At 71.0% G+C, this 19,112-nt stretch carries 24 protein-coding genes; 12 read left to right on the forward strand and 12 right to left on the reverse strand.

The features are described from left to right. Positions 1-20: 20 nt before the first annotated feature. From QE381_RS02795 to QE381_RS02815, 5 genes are read right to left on the reverse strand one after another with little or no spacing between them, the layout of a single operon-like run. The gene (locus QE381_RS02795; protein ID WP_307215313.1) at positions 21-869 is read right to left on the reverse strand and encodes an SURF1 family protein; all 849 of its coding nucleotides are present in this window, start codon (positions 867-869) and stop codon (positions 21-23) included. Next, entirely contained in the window at positions 866-1,069 is a 204-nt protein-coding gene (locus QE381_RS02800) for a hypothetical protein (RefSeq protein WP_307215315.1), read from the reverse strand. The genes QE381_RS02795 and QE381_RS02800 overlap by 4 nt, the downstream gene beginning before the upstream one ends. Beyond that, positions 1,066-1,437: a DUF3099 domain-containing protein gene (locus tag QE381_RS02805; protein ID WP_307215316.1), complete on the reverse strand. Its 372-nt coding sequence runs from the start codon at positions 1,435-1,437 to the stop codon at positions 1,066-1,068. The genes QE381_RS02800 and QE381_RS02805 overlap by 4 nt, the downstream gene beginning before the upstream one ends. A gap of 39 nt (positions 1,438-1,476) precedes the next feature. Continuing rightward, positions 1,477-1,983: a DUF4190 domain-containing protein gene (locus QE381_RS02810; protein ID WP_307215318.1), complete on the reverse strand. Its 507-nt coding sequence runs from the start codon at positions 1,981-1,983 to the stop codon at positions 1,477-1,479. Continuing rightward, the gene (locus QE381_RS02815) at positions 1,983-2,351 is read right to left on the reverse strand and encodes a DUF4190 domain-containing protein (protein WP_307215319.1); all 369 of its coding nucleotides are present in this window, start codon (positions 2,349-2,351) and stop codon (positions 1,983-1,985) included. The genes QE381_RS02810 and QE381_RS02815 overlap by 1 nt, the downstream gene beginning before the upstream one ends. Before the next feature lie 150 nt (positions 2,352-2,501). On the opposite strand from QE381_RS02815, the gene fabG reads away from it, so the two are divergent. Further along, complete coding sequence (gene fabG / locus QE381_RS02820; protein WP_307215320.1) at positions 2,502-3,212, forward strand: 3-oxoacyl-ACP reductase FabG; 711 nt, start codon at positions 2,502-2,504, stop codon at positions 3,210-3,212. A gap of 138 nt (positions 3,213-3,350) precedes the next feature. On the opposite strand, the gene serB is transcribed toward fabG, so the two are convergent. Continuing rightward, positions 3,351-3,983: a phosphoserine phosphatase SerB gene (gene serB / locus QE381_RS02825; RefSeq protein ID WP_307215321.1), complete on the reverse strand. Its 633-nt coding sequence runs from the start codon at positions 3,981-3,983 to the stop codon at positions 3,351-3,353. Positions 3,984-4,076: 93 nt separating this feature from the next. Here serB and QE381_RS02830 point away from each other — a divergent pair, with 93 nt between their 5' ends. Beyond that, positions 4,077-4,550 carry an S-ribosylhomocysteine lyase gene (locus QE381_RS02830; protein ID WP_307215324.1) on the forward strand — a complete coding sequence of 158 codons (474 nt, stop codon included), beginning with the start codon at positions 4,077-4,079 and terminating at the stop codon, positions 4,548-4,550. A gap of 6 nt (positions 4,551-4,556) precedes the next feature. On the opposite strand, the gene glgC is transcribed toward QE381_RS02830, so the two are convergent. Beyond that, on the reverse strand, positions 4,557-5,801 hold the full coding sequence (gene glgC, locus QE381_RS02835; RefSeq protein ID WP_307215326.1) for a glucose-1-phosphate adenylyltransferase: 1,245 nt from the start codon (positions 5,799-5,801) through the stop codon (positions 4,557-4,559). 46 nt (positions 5,802-5,847) lie between these two features. On the opposite strand from glgC, the gene glgA reads away from it, so the two are divergent. The 3 genes from glgA (at position 5,848) to QE381_RS02850 (ending at position 8,185) form a co-directional block, all read left to right on the forward strand. Then, entirely contained in the window at positions 5,848-7,035 is a 1,188-nt protein-coding gene (gene glgA, locus QE381_RS02840) for a glycogen synthase (RefSeq protein ID WP_307215328.1), read from the forward strand. A 30-nt stretch (positions 7,036-7,065) separates the two neighbouring features. Further along, the gene (locus QE381_RS02845) at positions 7,066-7,851 is read left to right on the forward strand and encodes an ABC transporter ATP-binding protein (RefSeq protein ID WP_307215330.1); all 786 of its coding nucleotides are present in this window, start codon (positions 7,066-7,068) and stop codon (positions 7,849-7,851) included. A gap of 82 nt (positions 7,852-7,933) precedes the next feature. Then, a complete protein-coding gene (locus QE381_RS02850) occupies positions 7,934-8,185 on the forward strand; it encodes a type B 50S ribosomal protein L31 (protein ID WP_307215332.1) in 252 nt (83 codons plus the stop codon). A 117-nt stretch (positions 8,186-8,302) separates the two neighbouring features. Here QE381_RS02850 and QE381_RS02855 read toward each other — a convergent pair whose 3' ends face one another. Next, complete coding sequence (locus QE381_RS02855) at positions 8,303-9,034, reverse strand: 3'-5' exonuclease (protein ID WP_307220387.1); 732 nt, start codon at positions 9,032-9,034, stop codon at positions 8,303-8,305. 71 nt (positions 9,035-9,105) lie between these two features. Here QE381_RS02855 and QE381_RS02860 point away from each other — a divergent pair, with 71 nt between their 5' ends. Next, a complete protein-coding gene (locus QE381_RS02860) occupies positions 9,106-10,035 on the forward strand; it encodes an alpha/beta fold hydrolase (protein ID WP_307215334.1) in 930 nt (309 codons plus the stop codon). Here QE381_RS02860 and QE381_RS02865 read toward each other — a convergent pair. From QE381_RS02865 to QE381_RS02875, 3 genes are read right to left on the reverse strand one after another with little or no spacing between them, the layout of a single operon-like run. Beyond that, positions 9,998-10,471, reverse strand: coding sequence for an Lrp/AsnC family transcriptional regulator (locus QE381_RS02865; protein ID WP_307215336.1), 474 nt, complete (start codon positions 10,469-10,471; stop codon positions 9,998-10,000). The two genes, QE381_RS02860 and QE381_RS02865, sit on opposite strands and share 38 nt — an antisense overlap. A 36-nt stretch (positions 10,472-10,507) precedes the next feature. Further along, entirely contained in the window at positions 10,508-11,098 is a 591-nt protein-coding gene (locus QE381_RS02870; RefSeq protein ID WP_307215338.1) for a histidine phosphatase family protein, read from the reverse strand. A 24-nt stretch (positions 11,099-11,122) separates the two neighbouring features. Then, the gene (locus QE381_RS02875; RefSeq protein WP_307215340.1) at positions 11,123-11,974 is read right to left on the reverse strand and encodes a Sir2 family NAD-dependent protein deacetylase; all 852 of its coding nucleotides are present in this window, start codon (positions 11,972-11,974) and stop codon (positions 11,123-11,125) included. Positions 11,975-12,061: 87 nt separating this feature from the next. Here QE381_RS02875 and QE381_RS02880 point away from each other — a divergent pair, with 87 nt between their 5' ends. Beyond that, on the forward strand, positions 12,062-12,961 hold the full coding sequence (locus QE381_RS02880; protein WP_307215342.1) for an RNA methyltransferase: 900 nt from the start codon (positions 12,062-12,064) through the stop codon (positions 12,959-12,961). Here QE381_RS02880 and QE381_RS02885 read toward each other — a convergent pair. Continuing rightward, a complete protein-coding gene (locus tag QE381_RS02885; protein ID WP_307215344.1) occupies positions 12,930-13,772 on the reverse strand; it encodes an SGNH/GDSL hydrolase family protein in 843 nt (280 codons plus the stop codon). The two genes, QE381_RS02880 and QE381_RS02885, sit on opposite strands and share 32 nt — an antisense overlap. A 71-nt stretch (positions 13,773-13,843) precedes the next feature. Here QE381_RS02885 and QE381_RS02890 point away from each other — a divergent pair, with 71 nt between their 5' ends. The 5 genes from QE381_RS02890 (at position 13,844) to QE381_RS02910 (ending at position 18,688) form a co-directional block, all read left to right on the forward strand. Next, entirely contained in the window at positions 13,844-15,679 is a 1,836-nt protein-coding gene (locus tag QE381_RS02890; RefSeq protein ID WP_307215346.1) for a DEAD/DEAH box helicase, read from the forward strand. A gap of 1 nt (position 15,680) precedes the next feature. After that, positions 15,681-16,145, forward strand: a complete 465-nt coding sequence (locus QE381_RS02895; protein ID WP_307215348.1) for a hypothetical protein — start codon at positions 15,681-15,683, stop codon at positions 16,143-16,145. 97 nt (positions 16,146-16,242) lie between these two features. Further along, positions 16,243-17,340, forward strand: coding sequence for a VIT1/CCC1 family protein (locus QE381_RS02900; RefSeq protein ID WP_307215349.1), 1,098 nt, complete (start codon positions 16,243-16,245; stop codon positions 17,338-17,340). A 52-nt stretch (positions 17,341-17,392) separates the two neighbouring features. After that, positions 17,393-17,860 carry a hypothetical protein gene (locus tag QE381_RS02905; RefSeq protein WP_307215350.1) on the forward strand — a complete coding sequence of 156 codons (468 nt, stop codon included), beginning with the start codon at positions 17,393-17,395 and terminating at the stop codon, positions 17,858-17,860. Positions 17,861-18,151: 291 nt separating this feature from the next. After that, positions 18,152-18,688 (forward strand): hypothetical protein, encoded by a 537-nt coding sequence (locus tag QE381_RS02910; RefSeq protein WP_307215351.1) that lies wholly within the window; start codon positions 18,152-18,154, stop codon positions 18,686-18,688. Positions 18,689-19,112: the final 424 nt, after the last annotated feature.

The following is a 19,112-nucleotide window of genomic DNA, read 5'->3' on the forward strand; positions in this document are numbered from 1 at the left end:
TCGGCCCGATCTCGTCGGCGTCAGCGCACCGAGCGGTCCAGCAGCGCATCCTCGTCGGTCATGTCGCGGTCCTCGCGTCGGGCGAAGAGCGGACGGCGCGGTGACGGGGTCTCGCTCGCGTCCTCGTCGTCCGCCTCACGACGGTGGCGCCGCTCGGAGCGGATCACGTACCAGATGAAGACGAAGCCCATGATCGCGAACAGGATCCACTGCACCGCGTAGGACAGGAACGGGCCCGGGTCGTTGGAGGGAGCGTCCAGCGCATTCGGCATGTCCGACACCGCGGGCGTCTCGCTCACGAGCACGCCATATGCGCCGGTGACGGTCTGCGCTCCGGTGCTCTCCGCGACGAAGGGCAGGTTGATCGTGGGCACCTGGCCCGGCGGGGCGCTCCGCCCCGACGACGGCAGCGCCTCGCCGGGACGCAGGCGCACCACCACCTCGACGTCGCCGGCGGGCGGCGCCGGAATCGCCGACGGGCCGTCCCCGCGGTCCGCCGCGGGCACCCAGCCGCGATCGACGATGAAGATCCGGCCGTCGTCGAGCTTGAGCGGAGTGAGCACCTCGAAGGCGGATGTACCGCCGTGGGGACGGTTGCGGGCCACGAGCTGCTCGTCGGTGAGATAGGTGCCGTGGAGGACGACCGGGTGCCACTCGTAGCCGCCGTCGAAGTCGGTGAGGCCCGGGAGCGCGGTGGACAGCGGCACCGGCGGGGCGTCGTAGTTCGCCTTGACGAGCGACAGCTGAGCGGAACGGTCTGCGTTGCGGCTGAACTGCCAGTGCGAGAGGAAGGCACAGGCGACCGCGAAGGCGATCGCGATCGCGATGTAGGCCGCCCATCGCAGGAGCGGCGACGACCCCCGGCTCACGAGGCCGCCTCGCCGAGGAAGCTGTCGGTCGTCACGGGGAAGCCGCGGCTCGTGAGATAGTCGCGGAGGAACGGAAGGTGCTCGTCGCAGGCGAGCCAGGTCTTGCGACGCTCGCCCGTGTGGATACGGGGGTTACGCCAGTCGATGCGCGCGGTCGCCGCCGCGCGACATCCGGCGCGGGAGCACTGCGGGTCGCTCATCGCTCCGAGTCCGACTGCTCCGGCCGGGGCGACTCTGCGATGCGGATCACGGTGGGCGTCGCCGCCGGCGGCGGCGCCTCCGCCTCGGTCGGCTTGGGGGCCGCGAGCGTGCGCTCGGGGCTCTCGGCCGCCGTGTCCACGACATCCTCGCCGACGTTCGCGATGACCACGGCGATGTACGGGAGGAAGACAGCGCCGGCCGCGAACACCCAGGTGTACCAGCCGTAGGGGGTCACCAGGACCATCAGCCCGAAGCAGACGACACGGATGGCCATCATCACCATGTACTTCGTGACACGACTGCGAGCCTCGTCGCGCGGAGCGCGGGGCAGGGATGTCGCGGACGGAGTCCGGGGAGTGGTCTTCACGGTGCCCCCAGCCTACGCCTGGGGACACCGCGAAGCGCGTCACGACGAGTAGTAGTACCCGCTCGACGCGGCCGCACCGATGATGAGGACGATGAAGACCACGTAGAACACGACGAACAGCAGGCTGAGGCCGCAGACGACGTAGCCGATGACGAGGCCGGCGACCGCGAGACCACGGCCGTCCTCGCCCGTGCGCTTGATCTGGCTGAGCGCGATGTGCCCGAAGACGATCCCGAGGATCGAGAAGACGAACGCGAACACGAGCGACAGGATCGCCATGATGTTCGTCTTCGGTCCGGGCGGGGGAGCGGGATAGCCGTAGCTGGGCACCGCGGGATAGGCGGGCGGCTGTCCGTATGCCGGTGCCTGCGGATAGGCCGGCGCGGGCGCATACGCGGGGGGCTGGGCGGGCGCGGGCACAGCCGGCGCGCCGTACGCGGGAGCCGCTGCCGGAGCGGCGGCCGCGCCGTAGCCGGGCGGAGCCGCGGGCGGCTCGTAGGGCGGCGGGACGGCCGGTCCGCTCTCTGGAGTGGCGTCGTTGCTCATCAGTACGAGTAGTAGGACGACGACCCGACCGTGATGGCGATCACGATGAGGGCGATGATGTAGATGACCCAGAACGCGATCGCGATGTAGCCGATCACCAGGCCGGCGATGGCGAGGCCACGACCCTGCTCGCCGGTGCGCTTGATCTGTCCGAGCGCGATGTGCCCGAACACGACGCCGAGGATCGCGAACACGAACGCGAACACGAGCGAGAGGATCGCCATCACGTTGGTCTTCTGCGACACGGGGGCCGCGCCGTAGACCGGAGCGCCGTAGGCGGGGGCGGCGGGCGGCGGATAGGCGCCGGGGGCCGGCGGCTGCGGCGCGGAGTACTGCGGTTCGGGGTTCTGGGGGGGCTGGTCGCTCATGGGAACGCCTCTCTTCTCGGCCAGCTCCCAGGTTTTCAGCCAGGCGGGCACACTGTCAATCCGGCGGTGTCATTCCGAGGCCGGTGGACCCCCTGACGTAAGCTGTGCGGTTGGAGTCCGTCCGTCACGCCCGCCACGCAAGGAGCTGTCATGTCCACCGATCGCGTCGTCCTCGTCACCGGCGGCAATCGCGGCATCGGCCGCGCCATCGCCGAGCGCTTCGTCACGGCCGGCTACCGCGTCGCGGTGACGGCCCGGTCGGGTGAGGGCCCCGCGGGAACGCTGACCGTGCGAGCGGATGTCACGGACGCCGCCGAGGTGGACGCCGCGTTCGCCCGGGTCGAGGCGGAGCTGGGTCCGGTCCAGATCCTGGTCGCGAACGCCGGGATCACGAAGGACACGCTGCTCCTGCGCATGACAGAGTCGGACTTCGACGACGTCGTCTCAACCAATCTCGGCGGGACGTTCCGCGTGGTCAAGCGGGCCGCCAAGGGGCTGCTGAAGGCGCGCTGGGGTCGCGTCATCCTGATCTCGAGCGTCGTCGGCCTCTATGGCTCCGCGGGCCAGGTGAACTATGCGAGCTCGAAGAGCGCGCTCGTCGGGTTCGCCCGTTCGCTGACCCGCGAGCTGGGGGCTCGGGGGATCACCACCAACGTCGTCGCACCCGGGTTCATCGAGACGGACATGACGGCGGAGCTTCCGGCTGAGACGCAGGCGGAGTACAAGCGGAGCATCCCGGCCGGACGTTTCGCCACCCCGGACGAGGTCGCGGGCGTCGTGACCTGGCTCGCCTCCGACGACGCTGCGTACATCTCGGGAGCCGTCATCCCCGTCGACGGCGGCCTCGGCATGGGCCACTGACCGTCGCGCGACGCGGCGTCGCCCGCATCGATGATCGTCGAGCCGGCCTCCGCTGGGCGACCCCCGCCGGTGACCCCCGTCCGATGCCCCGTCCCGCGAATCGCGCGCGCAGGAGCGGACGAGGGGCGTTCCCGCGGCTCAGGGCAGGAGCGGGATCACCTGCGACAGATCGACGGAGCCGACGACGAGGTCCGCCTGACGCCGCACGGCCGGCTTCGCGTTGAACGCGAGCCCGAGCGACGCGGCCGCCATCATCCTCAGATCGTTCGCGCCGTCCCCGATCGCCAGCGTGGCGCCCTCCGGCACACCGAGCTCGGCGGCCCAGGAACGGAGAGCGGAGGCCTTCGCCTCGGCATCCACGATGTCGCCGTCCACCTCGCCGGTCAGGACGCCGTCGGACACCCGCAGCCGATTCGCCCTCCAGACGTCGACGCCCAGCCGCGGCGCCACCGTGTCGAGGATCTCGTGGAACCCGCCCGACACGACGGCGACGACCCCGCCGCGCGTGTGAACGGCGTCCACCAGCTCGGTCACGCCCGGCGTCGGCTCGATACGCTCCAGGACCCGGGCGAAGGCGGTCACGGGAACGCCCGCGAGCGCGGCCACCCGGCTCCGCAGGCTCGCGGCGAAATCGACCTCGCCGCGCATCGCGGCCTCCGTCGCCGCAGCCACCTCCGCGCCGCGGCCGGCCTCGTCGGCGAGCAGTTCGATGACCTCGTTGCGGATCAGGGTGGAGTCGGCATCGAGCACGACGAGCAAGCGGGCAGCCACCCTCCGAGGCTACCGGGACGTCACACGGCCCCCGACCAGCTCCGCACGCGCGATGATGGATGCGGCAATCGCCACCGCCGAGAAGGGAACCCCATGGCCGACGTCGAGAGCTTCACGCTCGACCACACCGCTGTCCTCGCCCCGTACGTGCGCCTCATCGGCGTCGAACGCGGTCCGAAGGGCGACGCCATCTCCAACTTCGACGTCCGATTCGTCCAGCCGAACGAGGGCGAGATCCCGACGGCGGGGCTGCACACGATCGAGCACCTGCTCGCAAGCCTCCTGCGCGACCGGATCGACGGCGTCATCGACATCTCGCCGTTCGGCTGCCGCACCGGCTTCCACCTGATCATGTGGGGCGAGCCGATGATCGATGACGTGGTCCCGGCCGTCGCCGACAGCCTGCGCGCGATCGCCGAGGAGGTCACCTGGGAGGACGTCCCCGGCGTCGACGCCTTCAGCTGCGGCAACTACCGCGACCACAGCCTGCATTCGGCGCGCGAGTGGTCCCGCCGCATCCTCGATCAGGGGATCAGCCTCGACCCGTTCGTGCGCACCGGCGTCTGAGCCGCATCAGGGCTCGACGCGAACACCCTTCCCCACGACTGTGATGCCGGAGTCGGTCACGGTGAACCCGCGGGCGAGGTCGCGTTCCCGGTCGACGCCGACCGTCGCACCGTCGGCGAGGACGACGTTCTTGTCGATGATGGCGCGATGGATGCGGGCGCCGGCCCCGATGCGGATGCGATCGAACAGCACGGAGTCCGTCACGGTCGATCCGCCGCCGGCGAGCGTCCACGGACCCACGACGCTGCGCTCGAGGTGGGTCCCGGAGAGCACCGAGCCGAGCGAGACGATCGAGTCGATCGTGTTGCCGATGCGTCCCACCGCGTCACGCACGAACTTCGCCGGCGGCGAGTTCACCAGCTGCGAGTGGATCGGCCACTGCATGTTGTAGAGGTTGAAGATGGGCAGGGTCGAGATCAGATCCATGTGCGCGTCGAAGAACGAGTCGATCGTTCCCACATCGCGCCAGTACGAACGGTCGCGGTCGTTCGAACCGGGCACGTCGTTGCGTTTCATGTCGTACACGCCCGCTTCGCCCCGCGCCACGAAGTAGGGCACGATGTCGCCGCCCATGTCGTGGTTCGAGGTGGGCAGCTCGCCGTCCGTCTCGACCGCCTCGATGAGCGCGTCGGTGTTGAAGATGTAGTTGCCCATGGACGCCAGCACCTCGTCGGGCGAGTCGGCGAGACCCTCCGCCTGCTGCGGCTTCTCCAGGAACTCGCGGATGCGCGTGGGGTCGTCGGCGCCGACATCGATGACGCCGAACTGGTTCGCGAGCGCGAGCGGCTGACGGATGCCGGCCACGGTGGCGCTCGCATCCGAGTCGATGTGGGCCTCGAGCATCTGACGGAAGTCCATCCGGTAGACGTGGTCGGCACCGATCACGACGACGATGTCGGGCTTCTCGTCGTTGATGAGGTTGAGGCTCTGCAAGATCGCGTCCGCCGAGCCGGAGAACCAGCGCTTGCCCAGGCGCTGCTGCGCGGGGACCGAGGCGACATAGGAGTCCAGCAGCGCCGACATCCGCCAGGTCTGCGAGATGTGCCGGTCCAGGCTGTGCGACTTGTACTGCGTCAGGACGACGATCTGCCTGAGGCCCGAGTTGATGAGGTTCGAGATCGCGAAGTCGATCAGCCGGTACTGCCCACCGAAGGGGACCGCCGGCTTCGCTCGATCGGCGGTCAGAGGCATGAGTCGTTTGCCCTCGCCCCCGGCGAGGATGATCCCGAAGACCTTGGGTGTTGCCGGCATGGGACCAGACTATGCCGCACCCACCGCCTGTACTAGCGTCCATGACATGCGCGTCGACATCGTCACCAGGGAGTATCCGCCGGAGATCTACGGCGGGGCCGGCGTGCACGCCGCCGAGCTCGTCAAGGCGCTGCGGCAGCGCATCGAGGTGCGCGTGCGCGCCTTCGGCGCTGAGCGCACCGAGGAGGGCACGACCTCCTACGTCGTGCCGGCGGAGCTGGCCGGGGCGAACGGCGCGATCCAGACGCTCGGCACGGATCTGGAGATCGTCTCGGATGTCGCCGGCGCCGATGTCGTGCACAGCCACACCTGGTACGCGAACTTCGCCGGCCATCTCGCCTCGCTCCTGCACGGGATCCCGCATGTCGTGACGGCGCACAGCCTCGAGCCGTTGCGCCCGTGGAAGGCCGAGCAGCTCGGCGGCGGCTACGCCGTCTCCAGCTACATCGAGCGCACGGCATACGAGTCGGCGGCGGCCGTCATCGCCGTCAGCGGGGGGATGCGCGCCGACATCCTGCGCAGCTATCCCGCGCTCGACCCCGCGAAGGTCCACGTGATCTACAACGGCATCGATGTCGAGGCCTGGCATCCGGTCACGGATCACACGGTGCTCGCCGAGCACGGGATCGACCCCGCTCGCCCCTCCGTCGTGTTCGTCGGGCGCATCACCCGCCAGAAGGGGCTGCCGTATCTGCTCCGGGCCGCGCGCCTGCTGCCCGCCGACGTGCAGCTCGTGCTGTGCGCCGGCGCCCCCGACACGCCCGAGATCCTCGCGGAGGTCGAAGGGCTCGTGCGCGAGCTGCAGGAGTCGCGCGACGGCGTGGTGTGGATCGAGCGGATGCTGCCGCGGGCGGAGCTGAGCGCGATCCTCACGGCCGCGACGACGTTCGTGTGCCCGTCGATCTACGAGCCGCTCGGGATCGTCAACCTCGAGGCCATGGCGTGCGGCGCAGCGGTCGTCGGCACCGCGACCGGCGGCATCCCCGAGGTCGTGGTCGACGGCGAGACCGGCTGGCTCGTGCCGATCGAGCAGGCCCAGGACGGCACCGGCACGCCGCTCGACGCCGAGCGCTACGTCGCGGATCTCGCGCGCGTGCTCACCGAGGTCGTGAGCGACCCGGAGCGGGCCGCGGCATACGGCAGGGCCGGGCGTGAGCGCGCGGCGAGCACCTTCAGCTGGGCCGCGATCGCGGCCGAGACCGAGGCGCTCTACCGGTCCGTCCTCACACCGTGAACTCCGGGACCGGCGGCTAGGCTAGAGGCCATGCCCGAGGTCCTCGATCTGTCCGACGTCGTCGTCCGCCGCAACGCCCGGGACATCGTCTCCCACGTCGACTGGCGCGTGGAGGACGATCAGCGATGGGTCGTGCTCGGCGCCAACGGCGCCGGCAAGACCACGCTGCTGCAGCTCGCCGCGACGCTGGACCACCCCACCTCGGGAACCGTGACGATCCTGGGGGAGCCGCTCGGGCGCACGGATGTCTTCGAGCTCCGCCCGCGTGTGGGTCTCGCCTCGTCCTCCATGGCCCGCCGCGTGCCGCCCGAGGAGACGGTCCTGGATGTCGTGCTCACCGCCGCATTCTCGGTCCTCGGCCGCTGGCACGAGGAGTACGACCGCGTCGACGAGCGGCGTGCGCTGCGGGTCCTCGCGGAGTGGAAGCTCGAGCACCTCGCCGATCGCACGTTCGGCACGCTCTCGGACGGCGAGCAGAAGCGAGTGCAGATCGCCCGGGCCGTGATGACCGACCCGGAGCTGCTGCTGCTCGACGAGCCGACGGCGAGCCTCGACCTGGGCGCCCGCGAGGAGCTGCTGACGCTGCTCGGCAACTATGCGAAGGCCCCCACGACGCCCGCGATGGTCATGGTGACTCACCACGTCGAGGAGATCCCCGTCGGGTTCACCCACGTGCTGCTGCTGCGCGAGGGCGGCGTGGTCGCCTCCGGCCCCCTCGCCGAGACGCTGACGGCCGAGGCGCTGACGGAGACCTTCGGGGTGCCGATCGAGCTCACGGAGAACGGCGGACGGTACGCCGCGCGGGCGTCGGCCTGATAGAATCGCTCCTTGGTGCACTCGCACCGCGGACTTGGTCCCTGGTTCTTGGCAGGGACGCCATCCCTTTAAGGATCCCACTATGAAGACTGACATCCACCCCGACTACCGCGCCGTGGTCTTCCGCGACCTCGGCTCCGGCGAGACGTTCCTGACCCGGTCGACGGTCTCGAGCGACAAGACGATCGAGCTCGACGGCGTCGAGTACCCCGTCATCGACGTCGAGATCTCCTCGGCCTCGCACCCGTTCTACACGGGCAAGCAGCGCATCATGGACTCCGCCGGCCGCGTGGAGAAGTTCAACCAGCGCTTCAAGAACTTCGGCGCTCGCTGAGTCGAGCGCTCCGACAGAGCCCTCCGGTCCTCGGACCGGAGGGCTCTGTGCTGTGGCGATGGGGAGGTGGCGCGGTCGCGGCACGCCCCGGGCGGCTGACGCCGCCGAGGCATCGTCTCAGCGCACGGGCCACGTGCCGTCGACCGTGGCGTCGGGGTCGAGCCGGCCGATCCGGATGAAGTACTCCGTGAGGCTCTCGGCCTGCGACCGCGCCCAGCCGATCTGCGCATCGTGGAGCTCGGCGGCCTCCGTCGGGAGGCGGTGGCCGAAACGCTCGGCGATGGCCTGGGCGACCCGCCCGGCGGCGATCGCATCGGCCGACGCCTCGTGTGCGCCGTCGAGCACGACGCCGTAGTGCGCCGAGACGACGTCGAGCGTGCGCTTGCCCCGCCGGTATCGATCGACCGCCTTGTCGAGGACGAGCGGGTCGATGACCGGTCCGGGCTCGCGCAGCGGATCGACGCCATGACGCGCCGCCTCGTGCGCGAGCAGCGAGAAGTCGTAGGACGCGTTGTAGGCGACGACGGGCAGGCCTGCGTCGAAGAGCGCGCGCAGCGCTGCGACGACCTCCGCGACGACCTCGTCGGCCGCTCGGCCGTGGGCCCGAGCATGCTCGGTCGAGATGCCGTGGATGGCCGCTGCGCCCTCGGGGATCTCCACGCCCGGGTCGGCGAGCCAGTCGGCACGCTGGACGACGTCGCCGAACTCGTCGAGCACGCCCACGTGGGCCGTGACGATGCGGTCCTGCGTCACGTCGACACCGGTCGTCTCGAGGTCGAACACGCCCACGCGCTGGGCCCAGGGGGCGCGGTCGAAAAGCGGAAGGGTCACCGCCGACGGGTCACGCATCGCTTCCATGCCCTCACGGTATCCGGGCCCGCCGACACGGGCCGGAAGCCGCGCCGCCGTAGACTCGTTGCGTGTCGATCCCCGCCTACTCCGAGCGTCTGGAAGCACTTCCCGTCGCGCATCACGAGGCCGAGATCGCCGGCGGCCGCACCTCGTACTGGGTGTACGGCTCTGATGATGCACCTGTCACGCTCCTGCTGGTCCACGGTTTCCGCGGCGATCACCACGGTCTCGAACCCGTGGTCGCTCATCTGCGCGGCGTCCGTGTCGTCTCACCCGATCTCCCGGGATTCGGTCTGACCCCACCGCTCCCGGGCCGCACCCACGACATCGACGCCTATGCATCGTGGCTGCGCGAGTTCGCGGCATCCGTCGCGCCCGGCGCGATCGTGGTCGGACACTCGTTCGGCTCGATCGTCTCCGCCGCCGCCGTGGCGAGCGGCCTCGACACCCCGCGTCTCGTGCTCGTCAACCCGATCGGCGCGCCGGCGCTGGAGGGCCCGCGCGGAATCCTGACCCGACTGGCGGTGCTCTACTACCGGCTGGGCGCGTGGCTTCCGCGCGCGGCGGGGGAGGCGCTGCTGCGCAACCGGGTGATCGTGCGGGCGATGAGCATCTCGATGGCCAAGACGAGGGATCCCGCGCTTCGCCGGTTCGTCCATGCGCAGCACGACGCCTACTTCTCCGGATTCGCCGACCGAGACGTGCTGCTCGACGCGTTCGTGACCTCCGTCTCCCACGACGTCCGCGAGTTCGCCGCCGCGATCGACGTGCCGACGCTCCTGATCGCCGCAGACCGGGACGACATCACCCCCATCGAGGCGGAACGCGCGCTCCGCGCGCTCTTCCCCGATGCACGGCTCGTCGAGATCGCCGGCGTGGGGCACCTCATCCACTACGAGACGCCTCGTCAGGCAGCGGAGGCGATCACGGATTTCCTCGCGGAGACGATGCCGGCCGCGCCTACGCCTTCTCGCGGACCAGGTCCATCAGCGGACTGACCCGGTAGGGGATCACCTCGTCCATCACGAGCGCCGTCTCCGTGCGCTCGACGCCGTCGATCGCGAGGATCCGCGCGTCCACGTCGAAGAGATGCTGTGTGTCGCGGGCGGCGACGAGCACGAGCAGGTCGGCCGTTCCGCTGAGCCCCAGCGCCTGCAGCACCTCGGGAACCTCGGCCAGCTCTTCACGGATGCGGGGGAGATCCCGCTGCCGCACCACCGTCGTGAGACAGGCCCTGATGGGGAACCCCAGGATCTGCGACGAGATCGCGCGCTCGTAGCTGAGAAACGCACCCCGGGCCTCGAGCCGCGACATCCGCGCCTGGACCGTGTTGCGCGAGAGCCCGAGCTTGTCGGCGAGGGCGACCACGGTCGCGCGATGATCGGCGGACAGAGCGCTGAGGAGCTCCAAGTCCAGGTGGTCGAGTCTGGGCATAATGCTCACTCTACCCAGCGTGGAATGACCGATCGTTCACACAGCCGAGTACGAGAGCAGCCGGATCCGATCGCGCTCGACGAGGACCTCGTGCACCGAGCCGTTCGCGATCCGTTCGCCCGGAGCGGGAAAGGCGCCCCCGCTCGCGCGGGAGATCACGGCACGGATGAGGCCGCCGTGCGTCGCCACCACGAGCGCACCGCCCGAGGCGCCGGTCTCCCGGCGCGCGCGCCCGATCGCCTCGCGGATGCCGCGCAGCGCGCGATCGTTCAGCTCGGCGTCGGTCTCGGCGCCGGGAACGGCCTCCGCGCCGTCGAACCGCCGGTGGTACTCGTCGACGGACATCCCCTCGGCCTCGCCGTACGAACGCTCACGCAGCAGGGGAGTCGTCCACGGAGCCGGCAGGCCCAGCTCTGCGGCGACGATCGATCCCGTCTCCTGCGCACGCTGCAGGTCGCTGGCCGCGACGACGGCCGGTTCGCCCGCCAACGCATCCCGCAGCAGGAGGGCGGCGCCCCTCGCCTGCTCGCGTCCGGTGTCGTTCAAGGGGATGTCGGTGGATCCCTGGATCAGGCGCGCGCGGTTCCAGTCGGTCTCGCCGTGTCGGATGAGGAGCAGACGGGTCACGCGGAGGCCTTCGGTCGGAGCGGATCAGCGCGCCGAGGGGAGCATGTCGGCAAGCGCACGCAGGACCTCGCTGGTCCCTGCGTCGATCTTGACCGTGGCGCGGGCGTCGGCCCGCGTCTCGCCGCGGTTCACGATCACCACCGGCAGCTTACGTCGACGCGCGCGCTCCACAAATCTGATGCCGGAGTTCACGACGAGCGACGAGCCCGCGATCAGCAGCGCGTCGCACGACTGCAGGATCTGCTCCGCCTCACGGAACTTCTCCGCCGGGATGAACTCACCGAAGAAGACCACGTCGGGCTTGAGCATGCCCCCGCACACCGTGCAGGCCGGCACCACGAAGTCCGCGACGGCGTCGGCGGCGACATCCCCGTCGGGGCCGAGCGGAAGATCGTCGTCGAGCGGCAACCACGGATTGTCGGCCTCGACCCGTGCCGCCAGGTCGCGGCGATCGAACACCTGGCCGCACTGCAGGCACACGACACGGCGCATCGTGCCGTGGAGCTCGACGACACGCCGACTGCCGGCGCGCAGGTGCAGGCCGTCGACGTTCTGTGTGACGACGCCGGCCGTCACGCCGTCCCGTTCGAGAGAGGCGAGCGCCTCGTGCCCCGCGTTCGGGGCCGCGGCGGCGAACCGCCGCCAGCCGAGGTGGCTGCCGACCCAGTAACGCTGGCGCGCCGAGCGGCTTGCGAGGAACTGATCCACCGTCATCGGTCGGCGCACGGGTGCTCCCTGGCCGCGATAGTCCGGGATGCCGGAGTCGGTCGACACACCGGCACCGGTCAGGACGGCCACCCGGCGACCGGCCAGCGCGTCGACGGCTCGTCCTACCAGCGCAGTGGTCTGCGGGTCGAACGGAGTCACAACAGGCACGGGATCACCTCGGAACGAGCCTACGCCGATCGTTTTACCGGCATGTTTCGCGTCGTCGGGGAGCGCGAACGGTGCTTGAGTGGACGGATGCGAGTGGAACGGATCGTGGACCCCGGCGACGAGCGGCTGGCGGACTACCGCGATCTCACGGATGTCGCGCTGCGCCGCGTGCTCGAACCCGCCGGCGGGCTGTACATCGCGGAGTCCGCGAAGGTGATCCGCCGCGCGGTCGACGCGGGACACCGGCCCCGTTCGCTGCTCGTGCAGGAGAAGTGGCTGGCGGATGCGGAGGCCCTCGCCGGCGACGCCCCGGTCTATCTCGTGGCGCCCGAGGTCGCCGAGTCGCTCACCGGCTACGCGGTGCATCGCGGGGCGCTTGCCGCGATGCACCGCCCGACGTTGCCGGCGGTGCCCGAGCTGCTCGCCTCGGCGCGCACGGTCGTGATCCTCGAAGACCTCGTGGACCACACGAACGTGGGCGCGGTCTTCCGGGCGGCCGCGGGGCTCGGAGCGGATGCCGTGCTGGTCGGGGAGCGCTGCGCGGACCCGCTCTACCGCCGCAGCGTGCGCGTGAGCATGGGCACGGTGTTCCAGGTCCCGTGGGCCCGTCTGCCGGCCTGGCGCGAGGCGACCGGCCAGCTGCACGCGGCGGGGTTCCGGCTCGCGGCACTCGCCCTCGCGGACGACGCCGTGTCGCTCGACGAGTTCGCCGCCGACAGGCCCGAGCGCGTGGCCCTCGCGCTGGGCGCCGAGGGCGACGGGCTGAGCCGTGCGGCACTCGCGGCCGCCGACACCGTCGTCACGATCCCGATGGCCGGCGGGGTCGACTCGCTGAACGTCGCCGCCGCCGCATCCGTGGCGCTCTGGGCGCTGCGGCATCCGCCCCACCCGCATGTCCCACTTCGGACCGCTCCGCACGCGGGCGAGCGGTCCGAAGTGGGACATGCGCAGGATCTCAGATCTGGTCGGGACTCGGCGTCCCGATGACGGGCTGCGGCTCGGGGCGCTTGGCCGACACGTTGTCGCCCGACGACTGGTGGCGCAGCCGACGCAGCACCCACGGCACGAGGTGCGTGCGAGCCCAGACCAGATCGTTGGCTCGCGCCTCGCGCCAGCTGAGACGCGGGAGCGGCTCCGGCTGCATCGGGGTGAGCGTGTTGGGCACGTTGAGCGCACGGAGCACCATGCGCGCGACCTCGTGGTGGCCCAGCGGGTTCATGTGCAGCCGGTCGTCCGCGAAGAAGCGCGGGTCCTGGATCTCCTTGAGCGCCCACTGGTCGGCGACGATGCAGTCGTACTTCTCCGCGATCGCGCGCAGGTTCTCGTTGTAGATCGCGATCTTCCCCCGGAACGGACGGAACACCGGCGTGAACGCCACGTCGATGCCGGTGAAGATGACGATCGTCGCGCCGCCCGAGCTCAGCCGGATGATCGCGTCCTCGAACTGCGTGGCGATCTCGTCGGGGTCGGTTCCCGGCCGGATGACGTCGTTGCCGCCCGCGCAGAAGGTGATGAGATCGGGCGAGAGCTCGAGTGCCGGCTCGACCTGATCCGACACGATCTGGGCGATGAGCTTGCCGCGGACGGCGAGATTCGCGTAGGCGAAGTCGTCGACCGAGGCGGCCAGCTGCTCCGCGACACGATCGGCCCATCCGCGGTTCCCGCCCGGCGACTCCGGCGAGGGGTCCCCGATCCCCTCGGTGAACGAGTCGCCGAGCGCGACGTAGCGGCGCCACGGGTGCGGTTGGACGTTCTCGACGAAGGGGGAGCGGTTCTGATCGTCCGTCGTATCCGTCATGCCGCCAGCGTACGCCGCGTGTCGGCGGGTTGGCTTAGGGTTGTCTCTCGCACGGATCGGGAGGTGGGAGCGTGGAAGACGAACAGCTCGACACCTCGATCGAACACATCGGCAGCTTCGCCGCCGAGCATCTGTCGCCGTCGTTCCCGCAGCGGGCCCCGTGGGGCACGGCCCAGCGCCTGCGTGCCTGGCAGGCCGAGGCACTCGACCTGTACTTCTCGCTCGACGGCCCCGACGGTGTCGGCAAAGGCCCCCGCGACTTCCTCGCCGCCGCGACGCCGGGCGCGGGCAAGACGACCTTCGCGCTGCGCCTCGCGAGCGAGCAGCTGCGCCGGAGGGTCGTGGACCGCATCGTCGTCGTCGCCCCCACCGAGCATCTGAAGACGCAGTGGGCCGATGCGGCGGCGCGCGTCGGCATCCGGCTCGACCCCCACTTCAGCAACCGGCACAGCATGCCCTCGCGCCAGTACCACGGGGTCGCCGTGACCTACGCGCAGGTCGCGGTGAAGGCCTCCGTGCACCAGGCGCTCGTGCTCGACGCGCGCACGCTCGTCATCCTCGACGAGGTGCACCACGGCGGCGACGCGCTGAGCTGGGGCGACGCGCTGCGCGAGGCCTATGCGCGGGCGACGCGCCGGCTGCTGCTGAGCGGGACGCCGTTCCGCAGCGACACGGCGCCGATCCCTTTCGTCGAGTACCACCCCGACGCCCACGGCATCCGCGTCTCCCGCACCGACTACGCCTACGGCTACCGCCGCGCGCTCGAGGACGGGGTCGTGCGCCCCGTCCTGTTCCTCGTGTACGCGGGGCACATGCGCTGGCGCACCAAGACCGGCGATGAGATGGAGGCGCAGCTCGGCCAGGACAACACGAAGGACGTCACGGCCCAGGCCTGGCGCACGGCGCTCAACCCCGAGGGCGAGTGGATCCCGGCCGTCCTGCGCTCGGCGGATCGCCGGCTGACCGAGGTGCGCGAGCAGATCCCGGATGCCGGTGGCCTGGTGATCGCGACGGATCAGACCGCGGCCCGCGCCTACGCCGCGATCCTGCACGAGATCACGGGGGAGGCGCCCACGGTCGTGCTCTCCGACGAAGCCGAGGCCTCGTCGAGGATCGAGACGTTCTCCGCCTCCGACGCACGATGGATGGTCGCCGTGCGCATGGTGTCCGAGGGCGTCGACGTGCCCCGTCTCGCGGTCGGGGTGTATGCGACGAGCGCCTCGACGCCGCTCTTCTTCGCCCAGGCCATCGGGCGCTTCGTGCGCGCCCGCCGCCGCGGCGAGACCGCGAGCATCTTCCTCCCGAACGTGCCGCAGCTGCTCGCGCTCGCGAACGAGCTCGAGGCGCAGCGCGACCACGCGCTGGACCGCGAGAGCGACGCGGAGGACATGTGGGACGCCGAGGAAGACGCCATGAACGCGGCGGAGCGCGAGGAGTCGGCATCCGACGCGCTGACGGAGGAGTTCTCGTACCAGGCGCTCGGCTCGCACGCCCACTTCGACCGCGTGCTGTTCGACGGGCGCGAGTTCGGTCAGCTCGCGGTGCCGGGAAGCATCGAGGAGGAGGAGTTCCTCGGGATCCCGGGCCTGCTGGAGCCGGAGCACGTGCACGAGCTGCTGATGCAGCGGCAGGCGCGGCAGAGCCGGCACCGCAAGGCGCGGGAGGCGACCGAGTCCGCGCAGCCCGCCGCCGAGGCGGAGCCGCCGGCGCCGCTGCACCGCACACTGAAGGAGCAGCGGCAGCTGCTCAACAGCCTGGTGGGTCTCTACGCCCGGCAGTCCGGCGAGCCGCACGGCGCGGTCCATGCCGAGCTTCGGCGGGTGTGCGGCGGCCCGGCCGTGTCGCATGCGACAGTGGCGCAGCTGCAGGCGCGCATCGACCTGCTGCGCCGTCGCGTACGGAGCTGACGTGGTCGATCGCCGCTACGACTTCTGCTCGGTGTGGCAGGTCACGGCGGCGCCCGAGGCATGCTGGCAGGAGGTCGTCACCGCGTTTCAGCAAGGCCGTGCGCGCTGGTGGCCCGGGGTCCGGATCGACGAGGCGCCGGCCGTGCTCAGGACGGGGGAGAGCTTCGTCCTGGCCGTCCGTGCGCCCCTCGGCTACCGGCTTCGGATGCGGATGCGGATCGATCGGCTCGACCCCGCGCGATGCCTCGCCGTCTCCGCCGTGGGCGACCTGCGGGGCAGCGGCGAGCTGAGCCTCGCGGGCACCGCCGAGGGGACCGCGCTGACGTTCGACTGGAACGTCGTGACGACGCGACGATGGATGACGGCGAGCGCCTGGGCGCTGAGGCCCGTGTTCGCAGCGGGTCACCGGGCCGTCATGCGCCGCGGCGAGAAGGCGTTCCGGCGGCGGCTGCGGAGCGCCGACTGACGGCATCCCTCGGTCCGGGCCGGGACTTCGGCGAACCGAACCGCGCGATCCTCCCGTGTCCGATAGTCTCGCCCGGACGCGACCCCGGGAGGACGTTGTGAGCGAGACGACGGCACGCGAGCCATCGGCGCGGGACCGACGACGCTGGGCGCGCTACCTCGTCGACGAGCGCGCCGAGGCCGCGGTCTACCGGCACCTCGCGGCGCGACGCGAGGGCGAGGAGCGGGAGATCCTGCTGGCGCTCGCGGAGGCGGAACGGCGCCACGAGCAGCACTGGCTGGATCTGCTCGGCACCGAGCCGGCGACGCTGCCGCGCGCGTCGACCTCGACACGGCTCCTGGGCTGGATGGCGAGGCGCTTCGGCTCGATCTTCGTCCTGGCGCTCGCGCAGAACGCCGAGGGGCGCTCGCCCTACGACGACGATCCGTTCGCGACACCCGCGATGCGGGCCGACGAGAAGATCCATCGCGAGGTCGTGCGCGGCCTCGCGGCCCGCGGACGACGGCGGCTGTCGGGCACCTTCCGTGCGGCGGTCTTCGGCGCGAACGACGGCCTCGTCTCCAACCTGGCGCTCGTGATGGGCATCGGCGCGACCGGCGTCGGCGCGCAGTTCGTGCTCTTCAGCGGCGTGGCGGGGCTGCTCGCCGGGGCGCTCTCGATGGGAGCGGGCGAGTTCGTGTCGGTGCGGTCGCAGCGCGAGCTGCTGGAGGCGACCGAGCCGAGCAACTACGCGGACGAGGTGCTGCCGGACCTGGACATCGACGCGAACGAGCTCGCGCTCGTCTATCGCACCCGCGGGATGTCGCCGGAGGACGCCCTCGCGCGGGCGCGCACCGTCGTCGAGACGGCGCGTGCCGCGGACCGCTCGCTGCCCTACCGACGCCCCGACGAGGAGGCGCCCTCCGAGCACGAGGTCGTCGGCGGGGCGTTCGCCGCGGCATCCTCGAGCTTCCTGTTCTTCGCGTCCGGCGCGATCATCCCCGTGCTGCCGTGGATCTTCGGCCTCTCCGGCTGGGTCGCCGTCGTCGTCGCCCTGGCCCTCGTCGGCATCGCCCTGATGAGCACCGGCGCCATGGTCGGGCTCCTCTCGGGCGGGCCTCCGCTGCGCCGCGCCGTCCGTCAGCTCGCGATCGGGTTCGGCGCGGCCGCCGTCACCTATGTGCTCGGCCTCGTGTTCGGGGTGTCCGCCGGCTGAGATCTGTGGACAGCGAGCGCGCGTCCCTCCGCAGGCTGGCTACCGTAACGGCATGAGACGTGCGGTGGTCGGGGCGGCGACGGTGCTCGCCGCCGTGCTGGTGCTCTCGGGCTGCATGCCGGAGCCTGCGCCCTCACCGACACCGACCGGCTTCGCCGACGAGGATGCGGCCTTCGCCGCCGCCGAGGCGACCTACCGCGCCTATGTCGACGCCCTCAACCGCGTCGACCTGAGCGACCCCGCGACCTTCGAGGACGTCTATCGCTGGACCACGGGGGAGCTCAATGCGAGCGACCGCAAAGGGCTGTCGGCGTATCACGCCAGGGGGCTCAATCTGAACGGAGCGAGCGAGATCCTTACACTCGATCGGCATCAAGCATCGGCCGACTTCAATGCTGTGAGTCTCGATGTGTGCCCTCGATGTAAGTCAGATCGAGCTCACCGACCCAAGTGGGCTGTCCCAGGTTTCACCGGACCGCGTAGGCGTGCAGAAGCTCAGAACCGAGTTGGTGCAGGTTGACCCGGGGCTCATGAAGATCTCGGCTGTTACTGGCAGAGAAGACGGCCGCAATTGCTAGCCGCGCTTCTCGCGACCATGGCGCTGTCCGCATCCGTACCTACGGGAGTTGCGGCGCCCATGTCGAACTGCAATGACGTTGGGACGTGGACAGCCACCTGCACCCTAGAGAACACCGGGTCGCAGGTCGATGTCGGGGCGACCACGAGCGAACCCGCAACCGGCGCGGCGTCGGAGTCGGGCGGGGGCAGCACGCGCCCCACGCCGTCCCCGGGCCTCACGGCCCCGGCATGCGTGCCGAGTGCGACCGAGCTCTGCCGCGGCAACTACACCACCTCGTTCCTGCCGGACGTCACCATGTCGGACCTCGCGTCCTTCCGCCCCGCAGCCCCGACGCTCGTCAGCGAGCCCGACGGCTTCGGCGTCGCCCGCATGCCCACCAATCTGGTCGCCTCGGGCGCCGCACCCCACACCGCGGCGGGCTCCCTCTTCGGCTACGCCGTCACCGTCCGCTTCAGCCCCATCGCGTTCCGGTTCGACTACGGCGACGGCACGAGCCGGAGCACAGCCACGCCGGGCGCTTCCTGGAGCGCCCTCGGCGCACCGCAGTTCACCGCGACCGACACCAGCCACGCCTACCCCGCTCCGGGCGCGTACACCGCGACCGTCACGACGACCTACACGGCGCAGGTGAGCTTCGGCACGGCCTGGCGCGACGTGCCCGGAACCCTCGAGCTCACAAGTCCCGCCGCCTCCCTCCGGGTCCTCGAGGCGCGCACCGCGCTCGTCCGCGACACCTGTGACGTGAACCCGACCGCGGCCGGCTGCTGAACGCACGAGCAGGCCGTAGTGCTGGGGATAGCTCTCCGGCGGCAGAACCCCTTTCCCGTAGTGTCGACTCATGGGCTCGACGGCTGAGGCGTACCTGACCGGTTTCGGCAGCTACCTGCCGGGGGAGCCCGTCGAGAACGACGGCATCGCCGCGCGGCTCGGGGGAGCGGACCCCGTCACGGACAGGATCCGTCGTCGCATCCTCGACGCGAACCGCATCCGCCGCCGTCACTACGCGCTCGACGAGCACGGCGAGCCGACCGAGCTGAACGAGGAGCTGGCCGTCAAGGCGCTGCGGGCAGCGCTCGAGGACCGCGGGATCGCGGCGCAAGACCTGCGGATGCTCGCCTGCGCCACGACGATGGGCGACGTCCTCGTGCCGGGGTTCGCGTCCATGGTGCACGGGCGCCTCGGCGGCGGCCCG

This window comes from Microbacterium sp. SORGH_AS_0888, from assembly GCF_030818905.1.
Lineage (GTDB): Bacteria > Actinomycetota > Actinomycetes > Actinomycetales > Microbacteriaceae > Microbacterium.

What these genes read in the sequence shown, in the direction of transcription:
- QE381_RS02880 (WP_307215342.1), top strand. Translation starts at nt 12,062, where the DNA reads ATGCGAGTGGAACGGATCGTGGACCCCGGCGACGAGCGGCTGGCGGAC.
- QE381_RS02905 (WP_307215350.1), top strand. Translation starts at nt 17,393, where the DNA reads ATGAGACGTGCGGTGGTCGGGGCGGCGACGGTGCTCGCCGCCGTGCTG.
- glgC (WP_307215326.1), bottom strand. Translation starts at nt 5,801, where the DNA reads ATGCCGGCAACACCCAAGGTCTTCGGGATCATCCTCGCCGGGGGCGAG.
- QE381_RS02800 (WP_307215315.1), bottom strand. Translation starts at nt 1,069, where the DNA reads ATGAGCGACCCGCAGTGCTCCCGCGCCGGATGTCGCGCGGCGGCGACC.
- QE381_RS02865 (WP_307215336.1), bottom strand. Translation starts at nt 10,471, where the DNA reads ATGCCCAGACTCGACCACCTGGACTTGGAGCTCCTCAGCGCTCTGTCC.
- QE381_RS02815 (WP_307215319.1), bottom strand. Translation starts at nt 2,351, where the DNA reads ATGAGCGACCAGCCCCCCCAGAACCCCGAACCGCAGTACTCCGCGCCG.
- glgA (WP_307215328.1), top strand. Translation starts at nt 5,848, where the DNA reads ATGCGCGTCGACATCGTCACCAGGGAGTATCCGCCGGAGATCTACGGC.
- fabG (WP_307215320.1), top strand. Translation starts at nt 2,502, where the DNA reads ATGTCCACCGATCGCGTCGTCCTCGTCACCGGCGGCAATCGCGGCATC.
- QE381_RS02850 (WP_307215332.1), top strand. Translation starts at nt 7,934, where the DNA reads ATGAAGACTGACATCCACCCCGACTACCGCGCCGTGGTCTTCCGCGAC.
- QE381_RS02845 (WP_307215330.1), top strand. Translation starts at nt 7,066, where the DNA reads ATGCCCGAGGTCCTCGATCTGTCCGACGTCGTCGTCCGCCGCAACGCC.
- QE381_RS02830 (WP_307215324.1), top strand. Translation starts at nt 4,077, where the DNA reads ATGGCCGACGTCGAGAGCTTCACGCTCGACCACACCGCTGTCCTCGCC.
- QE381_RS02855 (WP_307220387.1), bottom strand. Translation starts at nt 9,034, where the DNA reads ATGCGTGACCCGTCGGCGGTGACCCTTCCGCTTTTCGACCGCGCCCCC.
- QE381_RS02810 (WP_307215318.1), bottom strand. Translation starts at nt 1,983, where the DNA reads ATGAGCAACGACGCCACTCCAGAGAGCGGACCGGCCGTCCCGCCGCCC.
- QE381_RS02885 (WP_307215344.1), bottom strand. Translation starts at nt 13,772, where the DNA reads ATGACGGATACGACGGACGATCAGAACCGCTCCCCCTTCGTCGAGAAC.